General features: G+C 61.0%; 17 protein-coding genes. 16 read left to right on the top strand and 1 reads right to left on the bottom strand.

Annotation, left to right across the window (positions count from 1 at the left end; translation table 11 throughout):
* Positions 1–19: 19 nt before the first annotated feature.
* From JF539_RS10840 to JF539_RS10915, 16 genes are all read left to right on the top strand, one after another.
* On the top strand, positions 20–802 hold the full coding sequence (locus JF539_RS10840; protein ID WP_207140401.1) for an ABC transporter ATP-binding protein: 783 nt from the start codon (positions 20–22) through the stop codon (positions 800–802).
* Positions 799–1569: an ABC transporter ATP-binding protein gene (locus JF539_RS10845; RefSeq protein WP_207140402.1), complete on the top strand. Its 771-nt coding sequence runs from the start codon at positions 799–801 to the stop codon at positions 1567–1569. Before JF539_RS10840 ends, JF539_RS10845 begins: the two co-directional genes overlap by 4 nt.
* Positions 1566–2432 carry a branched-chain amino acid ABC transporter permease gene (locus JF539_RS10850; protein ID WP_207140403.1) on the top strand — a complete coding sequence of 289 codons (867 nt, stop codon included), beginning with the start codon at positions 1566–1568 and terminating at the stop codon, positions 2430–2432. Before JF539_RS10845 ends, JF539_RS10850 begins: the two co-directional genes overlap by 4 nt.
* A gap of 1 nt (position 2433) precedes the next feature.
* Complete coding sequence (locus tag JF539_RS10855; protein ID WP_207140404.1) at positions 2434–3396, top strand: branched-chain amino acid ABC transporter permease; 963 nt, start codon at positions 2434–2436, stop codon at positions 3394–3396.
* 23 nt (positions 3397–3419) lie between these two features.
* Positions 3420–4595 carry an acyl-CoA dehydrogenase family protein gene (locus JF539_RS10860; protein ID WP_207140405.1) on the top strand — a complete coding sequence of 392 codons (1176 nt, stop codon included), beginning with the start codon at positions 3420–3422 and terminating at the stop codon, positions 4593–4595.
* Positions 4596–4611: 16 nt separating this feature from the next.
* Positions 4612–5274: a TetR/AcrR family transcriptional regulator gene (locus tag JF539_RS10865; protein WP_207140406.1), complete on the top strand. Its 663-nt coding sequence runs from the start codon at positions 4612–4614 to the stop codon at positions 5272–5274.
* On the top strand, positions 5258–6592 hold the full coding sequence (locus tag JF539_RS10870; protein WP_207140407.1) for a phenylacetate--CoA ligase family protein: 1335 nt from the start codon (positions 5258–5260) through the stop codon (positions 6590–6592). Before JF539_RS10865 ends, JF539_RS10870 begins: the two co-directional genes overlap by 17 nt.
* 4 nt (positions 6593–6596) lie before the next feature.
* Positions 6597–7700, top strand: a complete 1104-nt coding sequence (locus JF539_RS10875) for a CoA transferase (RefSeq protein WP_207140408.1) — start codon at positions 6597–6599, stop codon at positions 7698–7700.
* Positions 7697–8500, top strand: coding sequence for an SDR family oxidoreductase (locus JF539_RS10880; protein WP_207140409.1), 804 nt, complete (start codon positions 7697–7699; stop codon positions 8498–8500). The genes JF539_RS10875 and JF539_RS10880 overlap by 4 nt, the downstream gene beginning before the upstream one ends.
* Positions 8497–9654 (top strand): CaiB/BaiF CoA transferase family protein, encoded by a 1158-nt coding sequence (locus JF539_RS10885; RefSeq protein WP_207140410.1) that lies wholly within the window; start codon positions 8497–8499, stop codon positions 9652–9654. Before JF539_RS10880 ends, JF539_RS10885 begins: the two co-directional genes overlap by 4 nt.
* A 439-nt stretch (positions 9655–10093) precedes the next feature.
* A complete protein-coding gene (locus tag JF539_RS10890) occupies positions 10094–10525 on the top strand; it encodes a YqaA family protein (protein WP_207140411.1) in 432 nt (143 codons plus the stop codon).
* A gap of 254 nt (positions 10526–10779) precedes the next feature.
* Positions 10780–11325, top strand: a complete 546-nt coding sequence (locus JF539_RS10895; protein WP_207140412.1) for a hypothetical protein — start codon at positions 10780–10782, stop codon at positions 11323–11325.
* Entirely contained in the window at positions 11322–13895 is a 2574-nt protein-coding gene (locus JF539_RS10900) for an HWE histidine kinase domain-containing protein (RefSeq protein WP_207140413.1), read from the top strand. Before JF539_RS10895 ends, JF539_RS10900 begins: the two co-directional genes overlap by 4 nt.
* 323 nt (positions 13896–14218) lie before the next feature.
* Positions 14219–14476, top strand: a complete 258-nt coding sequence (locus JF539_RS10905) for a metal-sensing transcriptional repressor (protein ID WP_207140414.1) — start codon at positions 14219–14221, stop codon at positions 14474–14476.
* 7 nt (positions 14477–14483) lie between these two features.
* The gene (locus tag JF539_RS10910; RefSeq protein ID WP_207140415.1) at positions 14484–15806 is read left to right on the top strand and encodes an MFS transporter; all 1323 of its coding nucleotides are present in this window, start codon (positions 14484–14486) and stop codon (positions 15804–15806) included.
* A 456-nt stretch (positions 15807–16262) separates the two neighbouring features.
* Positions 16263–17036, top strand: coding sequence for a VPLPA-CTERM sorting domain-containing protein (locus tag JF539_RS10915; RefSeq protein WP_207140416.1), 774 nt, complete (start codon positions 16263–16265; stop codon positions 17034–17036).
* Between the two features lie 168 nt (positions 17037–17204).
* On the opposite strand, the gene JF539_RS10920 is transcribed toward JF539_RS10915, so the two are convergent.
* Entirely contained in the window at positions 17205–19712 is a 2508-nt protein-coding gene (locus JF539_RS10920) for a heavy metal translocating P-type ATPase (protein ID WP_207140417.1), read from the bottom strand.
* Between the last annotated feature and the right edge of the window lie 113 nt (positions 19713–19825).

Here is a 19825-nt window from a genome sequence, read left to right on the forward strand (position 1 = left end):
TTGGATGGGACCTCTGGACATGTCCACTGCCACTGACGCCGGAAGCCGGCTGAGGGTCGAAAACCTGCGGGTTGCGTTCGGGGCGCTCGTCGCCCTGGACGGGGTTTCCTGGAGCGTTGCCCCCGGGGAGATCCTCGGGATCATCGGCCCCAACGGCGCCGGAAAGAGCACTTGCTACAATGCGACGACCAACATGCTGACACACAGCGGCAAGGTGTTCATCGACGGCAAGGACGTGACGGAGGTTCCGGCCAGCCGGCTGGCCGCCCTTGGCTTGCGCCGGGCGTTCCAGCAGAACACCTTCTTCAAGAATCTCACCGTGCTGGAAAACATGATCGCCGTGATCCAGCCTGAATACGGGACCGGTCTGGCGGAAACCGTGTTTCGGCCATTCCATGCGAGACGCAGGGCAATGCAAGCCCGCGAGGTCGCGGCAAAGGCCCTTGAACACCTGGGCGTACCGCAACAGTTTCACGACCTCTACCCGACTGAAATCCCCTACGGCACGCAACGCATGCTCTCCATTGCCCTCGCCAATGCCACCGGCGCCCGAACGCTGATGCTGGACGAACCAGCCGCAGGGCTCGGCGGGGAGGACATGCAGAAGCTCAAGGATCTGCTTCTTGCCCTGCGTGCCGAAGGCATGGCGCTGATCGTGATCGAACATCACATGGACCTCATCATGAACGTCACCGACCGCATCGTCATTCTGGATCAAGGCCGCATGCTGGCCTATGGCACGCCGGAGGAAATACGGCGAGATCCCAGGGTACTCGAAGCTTATCTGGGACGCGACGAATGAGCAGCAAGCCTACCCCCTCCTCGCTCGGCACGAAACCGGGATCGCCGGTTCTCGAAGTGCGCGGCCTGACGGTCGATTATGCCGGCAACCGAGCCCTCGATATGAACAGCTTCATTCTGGCCGAAGGTGAGCTGGCGGGCGTCGTCGGTGCCAATGGCGCCGGCAAATCCACCTTCGTCAACGGCTTGCTCGGCTGGTCGCGTGGAACGCCCAGGATCAACGGCAAGGTTTTCCTCAACGGCCACGCGATTTCTTCGCTGTCGACGCATGAACGGGTGCGGCAGGGCCTGCTTCTCGTTCCCGAAAGCGATCTCGTCTTCGCCACGATGACGGTCGAGGAGAACCTCGCCCATTGCACGGATCAGCGTCATTCCGGTGACCGTCGCATCTATTCGATCCAGGAAATTTACGAGCTGTTTCCGAACCTGGCCGAACGGCGCCGGCACCTCGGCGGGCAGTTGTCGGGCGGCGAACGGCAGATGCTCGGCATCGCCCGGGCGCTTCGCCTTGCGCCGCGTGTGCTTCTTCTGGACGAACCCTCGATCGGCCTGGCTCCCCGTCTCGTTTCGGTGGTGCTCGAAACCGTCCGCAAACTCGTCGATCAGGGGTTGTCCGTCCTCTTGGTGGAACAGAACGTCAAGGCGGCGATCCGCGTCGTTGACCGGCTCGTCCTTCTCGACCGCGGCCATGTCGTAGCCTCCGGCACAGCCGACGAGATGCGTGACGATCCGCGCCTGGCGGAAGCCTATCTGGGAGCCGGCGCATGAATTTCGCCCAGCAACTTATCAACGGTCTCGTCCTCGGACATGCCTATGCGCTGATCGCCATCGGCTGGACTGTCCTTCTCGGCGTGGCGCGGCTGGTCAATTTCGGCCATGGCCAGATGTACATGCTGGGGGCTTTCGTCACCTGGTTCGTCATGGCGAAAACCGGACTGCCCTACCTGGTGGCTATTCCGTTGTCGATGACGGTCGGCGTTGCCGTCGGTTACCTCATGCAGCGGACGATGCTCCAGCTGACGATCAAGCAGGACCTCGTCTCGGTGATGATCGTCACGCTCGGCTTCGGCCATGTGCTGGAGGGAGCCGCCGCCCTGTTCTTCGGATCGACCGGGCAGATCCTCGACACGCCGCTGTCCTTGAGCAACATTTATATTGCCGACATCTGGATCACCTGGCAGGACATCGCCATCATCCTGGTCACCGTCGTGTTTTTCGCCGGCCTGAAGTACGTCATCGAGAAAACCGAACTCGGTCGCTTGATCCGTATGGTGGCCGAGGACCCGAAGCTGGCGGCGCTCGCCGGCATCGATATCCAAAAGATCTATCTCGGCGTGTTCGCTTTCGAAGGGGCCGCCGTAGCGCTGGCGGCTTCACTTGTTGCTCCGCGCACGCCGATCCTGACCTCGATGGGGTTCAACGAGGTCATCATCACCTTCGTCGTCGTGGTTCTCGGTGGTATCGGCAGCGTGGCCGGCAGTTACATGGCAGGGATCGGACTCGGCCTCTTCACGGCGTTCTTCGGCGCCTACGTTTCCGCCGCCTATTCCACCGCAGCGATGTTCATCGTTCTCATCATCGTTCTCGTCATCCGCCCCGGCGGGCTTGCAACGCGCCCGGGAGGGCACTGAAATGCATCACCCCCTGCAATCGGTTGCCTGGTGGGCCGCTCTGCTATGCCTGCTTGCCGCGCCCTGGGCGCTTGGCGGAAGCGGTGCGGTGTACAGTGCATTCGTTCTCATCGCGATCCTGGCGATCATGTCCTACGGACTGGACATTATCGTATCCGACCTTGGCGAAGTCAGCCTGGCGCACCCCGTCTTCTTTGCGACCGGCGCCTACACGACTGCGCTGGCTTCGGCGCGTTGGGGACTGGATCCGGCTTCGGCACTGATCCTGACCATTGTCGCTTCCCTGGCGGTCGCTCTGCTGATCGGACTGGTCACGCTGAGACTGCGCGAATTCGTCTTTTCGCTGGTAACCTACGCGGTGACGGTTGTCGGCATGACGCTCGCCGCCAACTGGAGCTTTCTGGGCGGCTCGGACGGCATTGCCGGAATTCCCGTCTTCCAGCTCTTTGGCTATGCCGCAAGGACGGACCGGGCGCTCTGGCCGGTTGCCTGGCTATTCCTGGTGCTGACGATCTACCTCGTCAGTTCGTTCCGCCGTTCGCGCCTTGGGCTCGAGGCGATGACCATTCACCTGAACCCCAAGCTCGCCACCATGTCCGGTATCGATCCGCAGCGGATCCGCATGCTGGTGTTCATGGTTTCAGCACCCATCACGGCAACCGCCGGCTGGCTCTACGCCTATCAGCGCGCCTATATCAGCGCCGACGTTCTGGACATGTATTTCCTGATCTTGATGCTGACGGCCGTCGTGCTGATCGGACGCCGGATGCTCGCCGCTCCGCTCATCGGCGTCTCCCTGATCCTCCTGCAGGAGAAATTCCTGTCGCTGGGCGGTTACTACGACCGCATCATCCTGGGTGGCGTGCTGATCGCCGTCCTCTCCTTCCTTCCTCGCGGTCTCAGCGGTGTCGCCATCGATACCTATCGTCTGCTCGCCAGGCGACGCTCCGCAGCCAATTCCTGATCCGCTCACCTGGAGAAAAATACATGTCCGTGATCTGGCAACCCAAACTCGACGATGAAGCCACCACATGGCGCGATCTCGCCTTGCGGCTGACGGATGAAAAATTCGCTCCCCTTGCCGACGAACTCGACCGCGATCAGCGCTACCCATGGGAAAGCGTCGAGGCCCTCGTTAAAAGCGGACTGGCAGGGATCTTCATCCCCAAGACCTATGGTGGAAGCGGTGCGCCATTGAGCGCAACGGTGGCAGCGGTTGAAACCGTCGCCACGGGGTGTGCCTCGACAGCCGCCATTCTCTGCGCCTGCCAACTCGGTGCCTTTCCGGTCCTGCTTGGCGGAACCGAGGCGCAAAAACAAAAGTATCTCGGCGAAATGGCTCGCGGAACCGCCACCAGTTTTGCCCTCTCCGAACGGTCGACCGGTTCCGATGCCGCCGCGATCACGACGACGGCGACGCGAGACGGTAACGGCTGGCGCATCACGGGCGAGAAATACTGGATCGGCAATGGTGGAGCCTCACGCTATTACGTGGTCTTCGCGAAAACCGATCCCGAGGCGGGCGGACGCGGCATCACCGCCTTCATGGTCGACAAGGAGCAGGACGGTGCGACCATCGATGAACTGTCCGAAAAGATGGGCATTCGCGGCACCCAGACCTCGAACCTCAAGCTCGACACATGGGTCCCGAACGAGGCCATGGTCGGTGATGAGGGCCGCGCTCTGCGCCTCGCCCTGCAGACACTGAATGTCGGGCGCATCATGGTGTCCGCCCAGTCCATTGGCCTGGCAATCGCCGCCTACCGGACCGGCGCCAGCCGCGCGGTTGATCGCCATGCCTTCGGCCAGCCGATCATCGAGAACCAGGGACTGGGTTTCCGTCTCGCCGACGCCGCCACCGAGATCTCGGCTGCCCGGCTGATGCTCTATGAAGCGGCCCGCGCCTACGACGCTGGCGAGGATGTCGCGAATATTGGCGCAATGGCCAAGCTGTACACATCGGAAGTTTCCCACCGGGCCGCGGATGCCGCCATCCAGATCTGGGGTGGCTTCGGATACTGCAAGCCGAACCTCGCCGAGCGGCTGTACCGCGACCAGAGGATTTTGGAAATCTACGAAGGTACGTCAGAAATCCAGCGCCTTGTCTTGTCCCGTGCTGTACGTAAAGAGGCCGATGAGTTGCTGCGCGGTGCAGCGAGCTGACAGACGGGGAAGCCACGTGAAAAACAAGACCGAAGAAACCAGCGAGACCGCCTTCGCGGCCAAGGAGGAAATCATCCAGGCGGCGGCGGAACTGTTCATGGACCTCGGTTTCACGGCGACTTCGATCGACGCCATAGCCGCCAAGATGGGGGCGACCAAGGGGCGCGTCTATCACTACTTCGGAAGCAAGGCCGAGATCTTTTTCGACGTTCAGCGCACCGCGATGAACCGGCTGACGCAACTGGTGGAACCCATCGCCCGCTCCACGGATCCCGTCGATGTACGGCTGCGCCGCATGGCAGAGGCGCACCTGTCTTTGCTGATCCACGATATGCCGGTCCAGAAGGTCACCGTCCAGGCTCTGGAGCGGTATCTCTTCGAGTCTTCGGGCTTTCGCTATGTCCACGAGATCCGGGAGATCAACAAGCTGCGCGACGAGTACGAGGAAATTTTCGCGGAGGTCATCGACCAGGGAACCCGCGAGGGAGTCTTCGTCGATCTCCCGCCCCGTCTTTTGACGAAACCGTTCTTCGGAGCGCTCAACTGGGTGATGGTCTGGTACCGCCCCCGAAAGCTGCAGGACCCCGAAAGCATCAAGGTCATGTCGGACGCGCTGGTCGATTTCGCCATGCGCGGCATCCGCAAGGGAGGACAGGATGGGAATGACGGAAAGGGCTAGCACGCCCTATTCTGAAACTATCTGGGATGAGGTTGAAACCTGGTCGCGGGACCGGATCGAAGCATTCCAGACCGACGCACTCAAGCGCCAGCTCGCAAGCGTGGCCGAGAGAAGCGCACACTACAGCAAGGTGTTCGCCGACTGCGGGTTCGATCCGCGCGACTTCAGGTCCCTAGAGGAAATCCGGAACCTCCCGCTCTCGCGCAAGGCCGATTACGTCAAGGGGCTCGCCGAAGACCCGCCGTTCGGGACCTTCCGGGCGGTCGACATCGCCGACGCGGTGCGCGTGCACTATTCTTCCGGCACGACAGCCCGGCCCGCTCCAGTTCTTTGGACGGATCACGACATCAACCGCTGGGCCGATCTCTACGCCCGCTATCTCTACGCCCAGGGGCTAAGGCGCAGCGATGTCTTTCACTGCATGTTCGGCTATTCCTGGTTCGTCGGCGGCCTCGGCGCGACAATGGCCGCCCAGAGGGTCGGCGCGCTGGTCATCCCCGGCGGGTCGGTCGATACCGAACGGCAGATCGACACGATTCTGGAATACCGGCCCCGCTGCGTGATCGGCACCCCCTCCTTCATGGCCCATATTGCCGAAGCGGCGCTGCGCCGGGGCGTCGACCTCGCTTCTTCATCGGTCGAGATGGTCTGTGTCGGCGGGGAGCCCGGTGCGAGCATTCCAGGTACCCGCGAACGGATCGAGGGATACTGGGGCGCCAGGATGTTCGACTGCTACGGCGCACTGGAATGCCAGCCGATCGGCTGGGATACGGCGGCGCAGCTTGGTCCGACGCTGGCGGAGGACTTCATCCATGTCGAAGTCCTCGATCCTGACACCGACGATCCAGTACCGGACGGAACGCCCGGTGTCCTCGTCCTCACCCACCTCGACAAGCAGGCCTGTCCGCTGGTTCGCTGGTGGACGGGCGATATTGTCGTGCGCGACAGTTCCATGGCGGCAGACGGGCGCACCCATGCCCGCCTGAGCGGCGGCGTACAGGGGCGTGCCGACGACATGCTGATCGTGCGCGGCGTGAACCTGTTTCCGAGCGCGGTCGAGGATGTGGTACGGGCCCATTCCGGCACGACCAACGAATACGCGCTCGTCATCGACGACAGCATGAAGGACCCCAACACCGGAATGCTGCGCACGGTCACCTTGCGGGTCGAACGCAGCAACCCCTCGGACAATGGGCTCGGCGAGGCGTTGAAATCCGCCCTCAAGGCCAAGCTCAACGTCAGTTTCAATGTCGAGGTGCTGGAGGCCGGCAGCCTGCCGCGCACCGTCCACAAAGCCAAGCGCGTGCTGAAGGAATAAACCCATGGCTACGCCCAGACCGCTGGCCGGAAGGCGCGTCGTCGAACTGACCCAGTTCATCGCCGGCCCGACGGCGGCGCAGTTGCTTGCCGACTTCGGCGCGGACGTAATCAAGGTGGAACCGGCACAAGGTGACGGCTCTCGGGCCTTGCCGGGCACCGAATTCGGCAGCGCCTACTTCCGCTCCTTCAACACCAGCAAGCAGTCCCACGTCATCGATACAGGCAGCCCGGAGGGCCGCGTGGCCCTTGCCGCGCTCCTCCGGGACGCGGACGCCTTCATCTGCAATCTGTCCCCCCGCGCTTTGAAGCGCCTTTGCCTTGGCCCCGGTGATATTCTGCACCGCTTTCCGGAATTGGTCGCCACATACATCTCGGGATTCGGCCAGCAGGATGATCGTACGTGCATGGACACGATCGCCCAATGCGAGAGCGGCTTCGCCTGGATGAACGGAAATGCGGACGGTTCGCCCCGAATTTCGACATCCTGGCCAGTCGACTTCTATTCCGGTCTATACGCGGCGCTCTCGACCGCAATGGCCATGCTGGACAGCGCACGCGCAAGCGGAACCGTCATAGACCTGACGATGATGGAAGTCGCCTCCGCCATGCTGCTTGGCCCCTCCGCCCTTCTGCTGTCGGAGGGGGCCCAGCTCGGCCCGCCCTCGGGTAATCGTGACCGCGCTTCCGCTCCTTCGGGCATCTACGAGTGCACCGACGGCCACGTCTACATCTATGGCGGGCTCGACGGCTATTGGGCCTCCCTGCGTCCTCTTGTCGGCGGCGAGGAGGCCAGCATCGAAGAAAGAATGTCACGTGCCGGCGAATTCGACCAGATGGTGGAGCACTGGACGCGCCGACACAGCATGGACCAGGTGCTCTCCGACATGAACCGGCTTGGGATTCCCGCCGGCGCCGTTCGTCATCCCGCTGACGGCATCCAGCGTATCCGCGCCCTCCGCACCGGCGGGGGAACGCAGCAGCTAGAAAACGGTGAGCACGTTCCCAGCTTCCCGGCCCTCTTCAACGGCACACGGATTGCCCGCACGCGCGCGCCTGAAATCGGCGCCGAACAGCCGGCCAGGACAATTTCAGGAGAAAGATCATGAGCGCAGCAGGCCCGGAAGTACTTGATTCCGGCATCATGAAGGGAAAGGGCGCGGTTGTCAGTGGAGCCGGCAGCGGCATCGGACGCGCCGTGGCTCTCCGGCTATGCGCACTCGGCATGAATGTCTCTGGGGTCGGCCGCCGCGAGGAGGCGCTACAGGAAACCGCAGACCTTGCGCGCGATCTTCCCGGAACTTTCCGCGGGGTCTCGGTCAATGTCAGGGACACCGAAGCGCTTGAGGAAGCAATACGAGAGGCCGGCGATCTGCATGGTATAGACCTTCTCTTCAACAATGCCGGCGGCCAGTTTTTCGCCCCGGCGATCAAGATCAGCCGGCGCGGCTGGGACGCGGTCATCGACCTCAACCTGAACGCTATTTTCACTGCGACGAAGGCCGCCTACCCTTACCTCAAGAAGGCGAAAGGTGCGGTGGTCAACATCTCCCTGTCTGGCGTGGACCGCGGATCCATGGGGCTCGCCCATTCGGTCGCGGCCCGTGCCGGCGTTCTCGGCCTGACGCGGTCGCTGGCACTCGAATGGGCCTGCGACGGCATCAGGCTCAATTGCCTTGGACCCGGAACGGTCGTCACGGCGGGACTGGCCGACGAGGCGGCCCGCGCCTTGCTAGACGGGCTGATCGCCGCCACGCCGATGGGCGAGCCGACGAGCGTGGAAGAAGTTGCCGAACTGACGGCGTTCCTTGGAAGCCCAGCCGCCCGTCTCATGACAGGCCAGTTGATACAGATCGACGGTGCCGCCCATCTGGGATCCGGACTTCACATGATCGAGGCACCTCAATGACACGCACACCACTCGAAGGCATCAGGGTCCTCGATCTGTCACGAGTGCTCGCCGGGCCGAGTTGTACCCAGACACTGGCCGATCTCGGTGCGGAAGTCTGGAAAATCGAGCACCCTGCGGGCGGAGACGACACCCGCGGCTGGATGCCGCCGGACATCGGCGGCGAATCCACCTACTTCCTGTGCTGCAACCGCGGCAAGAAATCGGCAACCGTCGACCTGAAGTCGGAAACGGGCCGCGCAGCGATCCGAAGCCTCGCCCTCGAGGCCGATATCCTGGTGGAGAACTTCAGGATCGGCGCGCTCGACGCAATGGGGCTCGGATATGAAGCTCTTGCCGAAATCAACCCGCGCCTCATCTATTGCTCCATATCTGGATATGGACGCACCGGTCCGCGCGCCGCCGAGGGCGGGTACGATTTCACCATCCAGGCTGAGAGCGGCCTCATGGCAATTACCGGCGATCCCGGCGGACAGCCGATGAAGCTGGGTGTCGCGATCACCGACCTTGTGACCGGCATGAACGCGGCACAGGCGATCCTCGCCGCACTCTATGCCCGCGACCGAACCGGACGCGGCCAGAACCTCGACATCGCCCTGTTCGACTCGGCCGTCGCCATGCTGGCCAATGTCGCCAGCGGCTATCTGCAGACCGGCAAGGAAAGCCGCCGTTTCGGAAACGCGCACGCAACGGTGGTCCCCTACCAGTTGTTCGATACATCGGACGGCACCCTGGCGCTTGCCTGCGGCAATGACGCCCAGTTTCGCGCAATGTGTGAAGCCGCGCTCGAACGCCCGGATCTGCCGGCGGACCCGCGTTTCACCCGCAACCGGGATCGGGTCGATAACCGGGAAGTTCTCATTCCAGTCCTTGCGGAGATCTTCAGCGGGCGAGCGACCGGTGAGTGGCTCACGAAACTCGAAACGGCCAAGGTGCCTTGCGGCAAGGTCCGCAAGGTAAGCGAAGTTTTTTCATCTCCCGAGGTCATGAAACGCGGTCTCGTCATCGAAGTTGCTGACCCAGTGCATGGTACGCTCAAGCTGGTCCGCTCGCCGTTGAACTTCAGTGACACCCCTCTTGCCGAGCCTACCGCTCCTCCGCGACTTGGAGAACACACGGACGAAATTCTGGGCCGCACGGTCATGGAGAACTGATGGCGCCGGCCAGCGTGCCGGCATGCCAGCACTCGGTTTCAGAGCATCCGTCGACCGGCTCACCAGCCCTGGAACCAAAGCACCCGCCCATCGGAGACGATCGGATGGGTTCTGCATCTTCAAAGAAGCCTCTCAACTGGCTCCCGCTTGCCCGAGTTGGGAAATCGGCGCTGGTCACAGCAGGAAGACCCGCCCAAGCTGGATCTGCCCGGAAAAGATCGGGGCCGCTGTTGAATATCCACGCCTCCCCGTCTTGATAACCGGGCGCAAGTTCGTATACCCCTGCGGGCATCGGGGGCTTGTTCGAAGAACCAGCCCCAAACACCGGACAAACAAGCTCCGCTTTAAAATGCCCGGTTTCGTTATCCTGCCGATGAAACGAGAAGGTAATTCGAATTTCGCCCCCTGCCCGTGAATTACGAACCGGAAGCCGTGCCCTGTGAGCGGTTCCCTTGTCGGCCTTTTCGGTCTTTCCTTCCTCGCCGCTACCCTGCTTCCGGCACAGTCCGAGCTTGGGCTTTCCGCGTTGATTTATCTGGGGGACCAACCGGCCGCGCTGCTGATCGCGGTTGCCAGCCTCGGCAATACGCTCGGTTCGGTCGTGAACTGGGCCCTGGGACGCGGAGCGGTGTCCTATGCGCATGCGTCCTGGTTTCCGGTCAAGCCTGAGAAGCTGGACAGGGCGTCCGCCTGGTATCGCCGCTACGGCAAGTGGAGTCTCTTGCTGAGCTGGGCACCGTTCATCGGCGATCCGCTCACCCTGGCTGCCGGATTGCTGAAGGAGCCCTTCTGGCCGTTCCTGATCCTGGTCGCAATCGCCAAGACCGGGCGCTATATCGCGGTCGCGCTGGTCGCTCTGGAATTTCTTTAAAAAATCTGGCTCACAGGGAGTCTCCACCTCCCCAGCCACAACCACAGAGCGATCGCAGAGCTGTTCGTTGACTCACAATACTCAAGAGATCTGTTAATTCAAGAACTTCGCAAATTTTCGCACCCATCAATCATGCTTGATTATTTCCAATACAATGATAATGTTGAGAAAGTGAAGAGTTAACTCTAGACTACGCAAAGTATAAATACTGCCATCACCACAAAAAAACACTCAACAATAATTCAACGGAAAAAATGCGCGATTTATTAAGGAAATCAACTAAGAAAATCCATCAAATGGCTGAGAGCTCAATGACGGCCGGACCAAGTAGGCTTCGTGCAAATTACGAAAAATTCCAGACAGCAAACGCGATGGTTGTGCCGCCTTTCGAGGCCGCAGTAAAGTCCAAGACGGTGATCGATGCAGTTCCTTTCATCGACGAGCGCTGGCGTGCCGGAGCACTTCTCGGCAACCATGACCATTTGGGAATGAAAGTACCCGCGTGCAAGGCAATGAACTTCGTTCCCGACAGGGCGTCTGTAGCCGGAGACCTATGTGCACTTGAGGGATCGCGTCTCGGATTCAAGTTTATTCTTCGCCAGCTGAATTCCCCAGTTTCAATCTTGCTGTCCCGGTTTCTCTCCCCTGGCGCGGGCCGGCACCTTTGGAATTCTTTCGTCCAATGGCTCAACAGACAAAATTGGACATCGGGTGAGATATCGACAACGCGCGTGAGCGCGTTATCGATCTTCAATGCAAACCTATCAGCCTGTGACGACAGGGAGTTAGTCTTCGGATGAGCAATCAAACGTCTCCGGAAGTCGACCTGACAAATTGCGACCGGGAACCCATCCATCTGCTCGGCAGAGTCCAGTCCTTCGGTTTCCTGCTCGGCGTGACCTCCGACTGGATCATCTCGCATGCCTCGGAGAACATCGGGTCATTCCTGCCCGTTCCTTCTTCCGGATCTGTCTTGGGACTTCCTGTATCGACTCTTCTGAACGACCGCGCGCTGCATGCCGTCCGCAACCGGCTCCAGTTCCTGGGGGCGCGTCCGGGATGTGAAATCGCCACAAATGTGGAGGTCGGTGAAAACGGCAGATGCTACGACATTTCCGTACACGTCTCCCAGCAGACAATTGTTCTGGAATTCGAACCGTCGCTCCCCCTGTCCTCGGTCAGCGACGAAGTGATCCAGGTCCAAAACGCCGTAACCCGCCTGGGCACAGCCAGGACAGTTGAGGAAACCCTTCAGTTTACGGTTCGGTTTGTCAGAGCCCTGACAGGTTACGATCGCGTCATGGCCTACCGTTTTTTGCCGGACGGAAGCGGCGAAGTGGCGGCTGAGGCCGTTCGAAGCGGGATGGCTGCATTTTTGAACCTCCGTTACCCCGCATCGGACATCCCAAAACAGGCGCGTGCTCTTTATGTGCGGACACCGATCCGCGTTATCGCAGATGTCCAGGACGCGGGAAGTCCGATCAACCCGGGCAACGGAGGCGCGGGGATAGACTTGTCGGACGCCGTTCTAAGAAGCGTTTCGCCCATTCACCTTGAGTATTTGCGTAACATGGGCGTCGGCGCTTCCATGTCGATCTCTCTTGTCGTCGACAATACGCTGTGGGGGCTCATCGCCTGTCACCACAACACGCCGAAACTTCTGTCTCAGTCGACCCGCAACGCCCTGTCCCTGTTCGGACAGATTCTCTCGCTCGTATTGCGGGAGAGACTCGCGACCCAGGACCTGCATCTCGAACACGCGACCACGGAACTCAGCAACGCCATATCCCGAGTTGCCGGTTCGGAGGGCGGCCTCGGCGAGATTTTGGTTTCCTATTCGGACGAGCTGTTAAAGCTGATGGAAGCGGACGGAATGACCCTGATGCTCGATGGACAGATCGAAAGTGTCGGTTCGACTCCGTCCAACGAAGAAATCGTCGTTGTCTCCAGGTTCCTGAACCGCAATCCGGCGGGCGTCATCTTTTCCAGTTCAGAACTCGGGACGCAATTGCCTGCCGCTGCCGACTTTGCCGAGCGTGCCGCGGGGCTCCTGGCAATCCCGATTTCAAAGTCTCCTCGCGACTACATCATGTTTTTCCGCCGCGAAGTGTCCAAGAAGGTCTCCTGGGCCGGCAATCCGGAAAAACCGGTGACTTTCGGTCCGAACGGTGCGCGGCTAACACCTCGAAAAAGCTTCGAAACCTGGCAACAAATTGTCCAGGGACAGAGTGAAGAGTGGCTCACCTCGCATCACCGGGCGGCGGAACAGTTGCGACTGACAATTCTGGAGGTCGTTCTTCGCTTCATGGAGGAAGCCTCCAAGGAGCGAAAGCGCGCCGGTGAAAAACAGGAACTTCTGATCGCGGAACTCAATCACCGTGTGAGGAACATCCTGAGCCTCGTCCGCAGCCTGTTGAACCAAACTCAATCGGATGACGTTTCAACTTCGGAGTTTGCCCGGATACTCGACAGCCGGATTCAGTCCCTGGCCCGTGCCCATGACCAGATAACCGAAGAAAACTGGTCTCCGGCGTCCGTGCGAAGATTGATCGAAACGGAGGCTGCGGGATACCTGAACGACAATGCGCATCGCCTCAAGGTAACCGGCGATGATGTCTTGCTGGTGCCGACCGCCTTTTCGACTGTAGCCCTCGTCGTGCATGAACTGATCACGAACTCGGCAAAATACGGCGCTCTTTCCGACCGGACCGGCAATGTATCCATCGGCTTCCAGCGCGATGCAGACAATTCCTTCGTGATGACCTGGGAGGAGATCGGCGGACCTCCCGTCAAGGCGCCAACACGAAAAGGCTTTGGAACAACCATCATTGAACGAACCATACCCTTCGAGCTTCGCGGAGAAGCCGAAGTGGATTTCGCGGTAACAGGACTGCGAGCCCGGTTCCGCATTCCTGAAATCCATCTAAAGGACGCACCCCGCGTCGTTGCCGTACCGGCCGCGGACCGGCAGCCCCCGGAAACGGCTGCCGATACCGAGGGTTTCCCGCAACGCGTTCTGCTGGTGGAAGACAACATGATTATCGCGATGGACGGAGAAGACGCACTGCGGCGCCTTGGAGCACAGGAAGTGGAAATTCGCGGAAATGTTGGCGCGGCGCTTCAGCTTCTCGACACCATCAAGTTCGACTTCGCTCTGCTCGATATCAACCTGGGCTCAGAGACCAGCATACCGATCGCGATTGAACTGATAGCAAAAAATGTCCCGTTTATCTTTGCCTCGGGCTACGGCGAAAACAGCACTCTTCCTAAAGAGGTTCGCGACATTCCCGTTCTCAGCAAACCCTATGACATGGAAGGCATACGCGCCGCGTGGGTGGGGGTGAGCCGGATCCAGGGAACTGGCTCATAAAATTGTGCTTTCAGGCGTCAATCGGGCACAGAAAAGCAAGAAAAAGCCTGCGGAGCTATGCTTTCGCATGGGCCAATGGCTTTGACACGGCCTTTCAACGCCCGATTGGTGTCTTCCGGATCGCTCGGGAAAGGATTGTCTCCTGCGCTTTCACGCTTTGAATACAGTCCTTTCCTGAGCGACCTGAACGCACAAGTTTGCGGGCCCACACCCCAGGGTACGGCAGCCAGCGCTCATACGGAATAGTCCTGGTTCGGCCTACACCTTCCAGGCTCGGCACGACGGATCTTGTTTTATCCCCCCCTGGGGGATAAAATCCCCCCATGACAGATCAACACAAACACGCAAGCCACCCCGGTCTGGTCAAGCGGTTGAAGCGCGCCGACGGACACCTGCGCCACGTCGTCGAGATGATCGAGGACGGGAAGCCCTGCGGTGAGATCGCGATCCAGCTTCAGGCCGTCGAAAAGGCGATTACCGCTGCCAAACGCATGCTGATTCACGATCACATCGATCATTGCCTCGGTCATGGCGGCGAGCAGGATCTCGCCGAAATACGGGCGCTCGCCAAACTGCTTTGAGGGTTTCATGCTGGGCGTCCTCGCCAATCGCACCTATCGGCATCTGTTCGCGGCACAGGTAATCGCGCTAATCGGTACCGGCCTTGCGACGGTCGCTCTCGGCCTGCTCGCTTTCCGGATCGCTGGCGACAAGGCCGGCCTGGTTCTCGGCACAGCGCTGGCGATCAAGATGATAGCCTACGTCACGCTGGCACCGATTGCTTCCGCATTTGCGGACCGGGTTCCAAGACGAGCCCTGCTGGTGGCCCTGGACCTTGTCCGGGCGACCATCGCGCTGGCGCTCCCGTTTGTCTCGGAAATCTGGCAGATCTACCTCCTGATCTTCCTGCTCCAGGCTGCGTCGGCCGGCTTTACACCAACCTTCCAGGCAACCATTCCCGACGTCCTCCCCGATGAAGCCGAATACACGCGCGCCCTTTCGCTGTCCCGGCTGGCCTATGACCTTGAAAACCTGCTCTCGCCGATGCTGGCGGCGGCTCTTCTGACGGTGGTCAGCTTTCCGGTTCTTTTCGGCGGCACGGTGCTCGGGTTCCTCGCCTCGTCGGCGCTGGTCGTCTCCGTGACCCTGCCATCACCCAAGCCGGCCGTTCCACGCGGCATCTGGGATCGGACCACGCGGGGCATCCGCATCTATCTCGCCACCCCGCGTCTGCGGGGTCTGCTCTCCCTGAACCTCACGGTGTCCGCCGCCGGTTCCATGGTGATCGTGAACACGGTTGTTATTGTCCAGGCCCGCCTTGGGCTGGGAGAAACGCAGGTCGCGCTTGCCCTGGCGGCTTTCGGTGGCGGCTCCATGGCCGCGGCGTTTCTTCTCCCCCGCCTGCTCGACCACATGCCCGACCGGCCGCCGATGATCGCCGGCGCGGCACTTCTCGCCGCCGGAACCTTGACCGGACCGTTTGCCACCTCTCTGACGGCCGTGATGGCCCTATGGCTGATCCTCGGTTTCGGCTTCAGCCTGACCCAGACACCGAGCGGACGATTACTGCGCAGGTCGGCACATGCGGAGGATCGTCCGGCTCTCTTTGCCGCCCAATTCGCCCTCAGCCATGCCTGCTGGCTGATCGCCTATCCGCTGGCGGGCCGCTTCGGCGCCGCCCTGGGCCTTGACACCACCTTCGTCCTGATGGCGGGACTGGCCACCGTCGGTGTCGCGGGCGCTCTGCTGCTCTGGCCCGCGAAGGAACCCGAAACACTGCGCCATTCCCATCCGGACCTGCCACCGGATCATCCCCATCTGAGAGAACATGGCACCAAGGACCATCGCCACCCGGTCGTGATCGACGACCTCCATGGGCACTGGCCGGAAAGCCGCTCGGCATTCCCCTGAGCTGCGGTCCATTGCTCCCCTCAACCGTTGTTTCACATTGGCCGGCTTGCTGGAACGTCTTACGGAGAATTCAAGGCAAGAGACCTGACCGAAGGAAGAGCGGCCAAACACCGGAGGGACGAAAGACATGAGGAAACAAAACGTTGGATCGTGCAACAAGCAATCGCGCCACGGCATCTTTGCAAAAATGGCCGGAAGACGCGACCGTATAAGGCCGTTTCTGTCGTTCACGTAAACTACCTTACAGACAGGGGTCTTCAGCCAAGTCATTTATTTAACGTGATTACAACTCGACCTAAAAAAAGGAACGCGCGACAAAGTCTTAAATTGGCTGGCAGGATCGTAGACAAGGCGACTATCGCTAAAATTGCAAACACTACTTGATTAAAAAGAGTCAAAAGTGTAGCGTAAACCAAATTTTAATTACCGCAGAAGGCGGTGCGGAGAAATTTGACCATGAAAAAAATATTTCTTGCCGCCGCACTGATGGTCGGCTTCGCCAGCCCGGCCGGTGCAGTCACTTTCCTGGACTTCACTTCCAGCTCGATCGATGTTGCGACACCGGGAGGTACGGTCGTCGGTACCGTTGAAGGCACCGGCTACACGATTTCCGGTTCCGGCGGTGACCTCATCAACGCCACGCACAAGACCGACAACGGCTGCGGCACCAGCTTCGCCTGTGACGAGATCAGTTCAACTGTGTCGTCAAAAAAGAAGAAGAAGCAGAAGCAAAAGAAAAAGAAATCACTGTTTGATGTCGGCTTCGGAGTAACCGGCGGCGGCAACAACAACGAAGTGGACGGGATCAATCAAAACGAGTTTGTTCAGGTTCAGTTCGATAGCGTTGTGAAGATACTCGCTTTCTCCGGAATGCTGACCTATGACGATGACGACGGCACCACACCCGCCGTCGAACAGGTCATCCTGAAATATTCCTCGGATGGGGGAACCACCTGGAACACGGAAGTCGCAAACCCGTTGTATTCCAAACATGATGACGGCTCCTTCGGCACCGTCGGTCTCGCCTTGCTGGAAGGTCTGGAAATTTATGCCAACGTGGTCCAGTTCCTGGCTGGCGGCGTATCGAAATATGACGACGGCAATACCAACATCACGGCTGCCAGCCTTACCGTTGCAGCCGTGCCCCTTCCGGCGGCACTTCCGCTACTCCTGGCCGGCGTAGGCGGACTGGGTTTGGTTTCCCGCCGTAGGAACCGCGCGACGAGCTGATCTCCGGATTGCAGCTCCCTGAAACTGACAGGCCGGGCAACGCCCGGCCTTTGTCGTTGTGTTCACGTTGGAAAATCAGAGAAGCGCGCTCCACCCGGTTTTCTAGAAGGCAATGGACCAGGCCGAACAAACGGAATGACGGTAAACGTCTTTCGTCTGCCCCTCACCTCACTCCGCAAGCATCGCCGGCGCGTCCGCACTGACCGTACCCCGGGTTTCCGTCTCGTCCATGGCCGGGGCGATCCGGCGCAGGCGCAAGGCATTGGTGAGAACGAAGACGGAAGACAGTGCCATGGCACCCGCGGCCAGAACCGGCGACAGCAGCACGCCGAACGCCGGATAAAGCACGCCCGCGGCAACGGGTATCAGAGCCGTGTTGTAGGCGAAGGCCCAAAAGAGGTTTTCGCGGATGTTGCGCATGGTGCGGCGGGAAACCTCGAAGGCGTTGACGACGCCCCGGAGATCGCCAGACATCAGCACCACATCGGCGGATTCGATCGCCACATCCGTGCCGGTTCCAATCGCGATACCGACATCGGCATACGCCAGCGCGGGCGCGTCGTTGATACCGTCGCCGACAAAGGCAATGCGGCTCCCCTCGCCTTGCAGAGCCTTCAGCGCCGCGACCTTTCCATCGGGCAACACGCCCGCGATCACCGTGTCGATACCGGTTTCCGCGGCAATCGCCTCGGCGGTCTCACGCTTGTCTCCGGTGATCATCGCGACCTTCAGGCCCTGATCGTGCAGCGCTGCAATGGCAGCGCGGCTGGAAGGCTTGACCGGGTCGGCAACACCGATCAGGGCGGCAACCCTGCCGTCAACCGCCGCGTAGAGCACGGTACGCCCGCGCTTCGCCAGCTCCGTTTCCTTCTCGGCAAAAGCTTCTGTCGAAAGGCCTTCGCGTTCCATCAAGCGATCGGCGCCAACCAGAATCCGCAGTCCCTCCACTGTCCCGCCGACGCCGTGCCCCGTGACCGAGGTGAAGCCCTCCGCCTCAAGCCGCTCCACCCCTTCGTTGACGGCCGCTCGCGCGATGGCCTCGCCGACAGGATGTTCGGAAAGCACCTCGACCGCCGCGATGCGCGACAAGACGAAATCGCGGTCGAAGCCATCGGCCAGAACCAGATCGGTGAGTTCCGGACGGCCTTGCGTCACCGTGCCGGTCTTGTCCAGCGCAACGGTGCCGGTTTCGGCCAGTTGCTGTAACGCGTCCCCCTTGCGGAACAAGACGCCCATTTCCGCGGCCCGTCCCGTCCCGACCATGATGGATGTCGGCGTCGCCAGCCCCATGGCGCACGGGCAGGCGATGATCAGCACGGACACGCCCGCGACCAGGGCCAGCGTGAGCGCCGGGTCGGGCCCGGCAATCAGCCAAGCGAGGACAGTCAGAACGGCCGCCGTCATGACCGCCGGAACGAACCAAAGGGTAATGCGGTCCACCAGCCCCTGGATCGGAAGTTTCGCGCCCTGCGCCTCTTCGACCATGCGGATGATCTGCGACAACGTCGTATTGGCGCCGACGCGCGTCGCCTTGAAGCGGAACCCGCCCGCGCCATTGACCGTGCCGCCGGTGACCGCGCTTCCGGCCGACTTCACGACCGGGAGAGGTTCGCCCGTGATCATGCTCTCGTCGACATGAGACGATCCATCCATGACCTCGCCATCGACGGCGATCCGCTCCCCCGGACGCACCACGACGATGTCGCCAAGGCCGAGAGAGTCAATGGGGACCTCGAGCGTTTCATTGTCGCGCAGAACCCGCGCCGTCTTGACCTGGAGACCCATGAGTTTGCGGATCGCCTCGCCCGTTCGCCCCTTGGCGCGTGCCTCCAGAAAGCGCCCCAGAAGGATCAGCACGACAATGACCGCAGCCGCCTCGAAATAGACCGCGCGCACCCCGCTCGGAAGAAGCTCCGGCATAAAGGTTGCGACCACGGAATAAAGATAGGCAGCACCCGTTCCGACAGCCACCAGGCTGTTCATGTCCGGGGCACCCTTCAATAATGCGGGTATACCCTTGAGGTAGAAGATGCGCCCCGGACCGGCGAGCACAATGGTCGTCAGAACGAATTGCAGAACCCAGCTTGCCTGCTGGCCGACGGTCGACGCGATCAGGTGATGAAGAGCTGGAATCGCGTGCCCTCCCATCTCGATCAGGAACACAGGCAGCGCGAAGGCGCCCGCGACAAGCATCTTTCGCGAGAGATCGCGCGCTTCCTCTTCCTTGCGTTCGCTGCGGTCCTGCGTGGCGCCGGCCTCCGCCACACTTGCCGGATACCCGGCGTCGGCACTCGCTTTCAAAAGGTCCTGGACCGTCGTCGCCCCTTCGGCATAGCTCACGCTGGCGGTCTCCGATGCCAGATTGACGCTGACGCTCAAAACTCCGGGAACTGCGTTCAGCGCCTTGTCGACACGGCCGACGCAGGACGCGCAGGACATGGACTGGATGTTAAGGCTCACCGTCCGGCTCCTTGCCGGATAACCGAGTTGCTCCAGCTTCTCGACAGCCGCGGCAGTTCCGCCGGGCGCCGCCGTAAACTGCGCGCTCTCCGTTGCGAGGTTCACCGAGACATCACCGATGCCGTCGACGGCGGCCAGGCCGCGCTCGACCCGACCGACACAGGACGCGCAAGACATTCCCTGCACGGACAGGGTAACTTTCGGTCGGGCGGACATGAGAGAACTCCAGCAGGGGCAAAACGATTGCCTCCAGATGGCGCTTCCAGTGACTGGAAGGTCAAGTCCTCGCGAAGATTAAATTTTTTCTCTTGACCCTCCCGCGACTGGAA

This window comes from Roseibium aggregatum, from assembly GCF_017309185.1.
GTDB classification, from domain to species: Bacteria; Pseudomonadota; Alphaproteobacteria; order Rhizobiales; family Stappiaceae; genus Roseibium; species Roseibium aggregatum_B.

What these genes read in the sequence shown, in the direction of transcription:
- JF539_RS10840 (WP_207140401.1), top strand. Translation starts at nt 20, where the DNA reads ATGTCCACTGCCACTGACGCCGGAAGCCGGCTGAGGGTCGAAAACCTG.
- JF539_RS10845 (WP_207140402.1), top strand. Translation starts at nt 799, where the DNA reads ATGAGCAGCAAGCCTACCCCCTCCTCGCTCGGCACGAAACCGGGATCG.
- JF539_RS10850 (WP_207140403.1), top strand. Translation starts at nt 1,566, where the DNA reads ATGAATTTCGCCCAGCAACTTATCAACGGTCTCGTCCTCGGACATGCC.
- JF539_RS10855 (WP_207140404.1), top strand. Translation starts at nt 2,434, where the DNA reads ATGCATCACCCCCTGCAATCGGTTGCCTGGTGGGCCGCTCTGCTATGC.
- JF539_RS10860 (WP_207140405.1), top strand. Translation starts at nt 3,420, where the DNA reads ATGTCCGTGATCTGGCAACCCAAACTCGACGATGAAGCCACCACATGG.
- JF539_RS10870 (WP_207140407.1), top strand. Translation starts at nt 5,258, where the DNA reads ATGACGGAAAGGGCTAGCACGCCCTATTCTGAAACTATCTGGGATGAG.
- JF539_RS10875 (WP_207140408.1), top strand. Translation starts at nt 6,597, where the DNA reads ATGGCTACGCCCAGACCGCTGGCCGGAAGGCGCGTCGTCGAACTGACC.
- JF539_RS10880 (WP_207140409.1), top strand. Translation starts at nt 7,697, where the DNA reads ATGAGCGCAGCAGGCCCGGAAGTACTTGATTCCGGCATCATGAAGGGA.
- JF539_RS10885 (WP_207140410.1), top strand. Translation starts at nt 8,497, where the DNA reads ATGACACGCACACCACTCGAAGGCATCAGGGTCCTCGATCTGTCACGA.
- JF539_RS10895 (WP_207140412.1), top strand. Translation starts at nt 10,780, where the DNA reads ATGCGCGATTTATTAAGGAAATCAACTAAGAAAATCCATCAAATGGCT.
- JF539_RS10900 (WP_207140413.1), top strand. Translation starts at nt 11,322, where the DNA reads ATGAGCAATCAAACGTCTCCGGAAGTCGACCTGACAAATTGCGACCGG.
- JF539_RS10905 (WP_207140414.1), top strand. Translation starts at nt 14,219, where the DNA reads ATGACAGATCAACACAAACACGCAAGCCACCCCGGTCTGGTCAAGCGG.
- JF539_RS10910 (WP_207140415.1), top strand. Translation starts at nt 14,484, where the DNA reads ATGCTGGGCGTCCTCGCCAATCGCACCTATCGGCATCTGTTCGCGGCA.
- JF539_RS10915 (WP_207140416.1), top strand. Translation starts at nt 16,263, where the DNA reads ATGAAAAAAATATTTCTTGCCGCCGCACTGATGGTCGGCTTCGCCAGC.
- JF539_RS10920 (WP_207140417.1), bottom strand. Translation starts at nt 19,712, where the DNA reads ATGTCCGCCCGACCGAAAGTTACCCTGTCCGTGCAGGGAATGTCTTGC.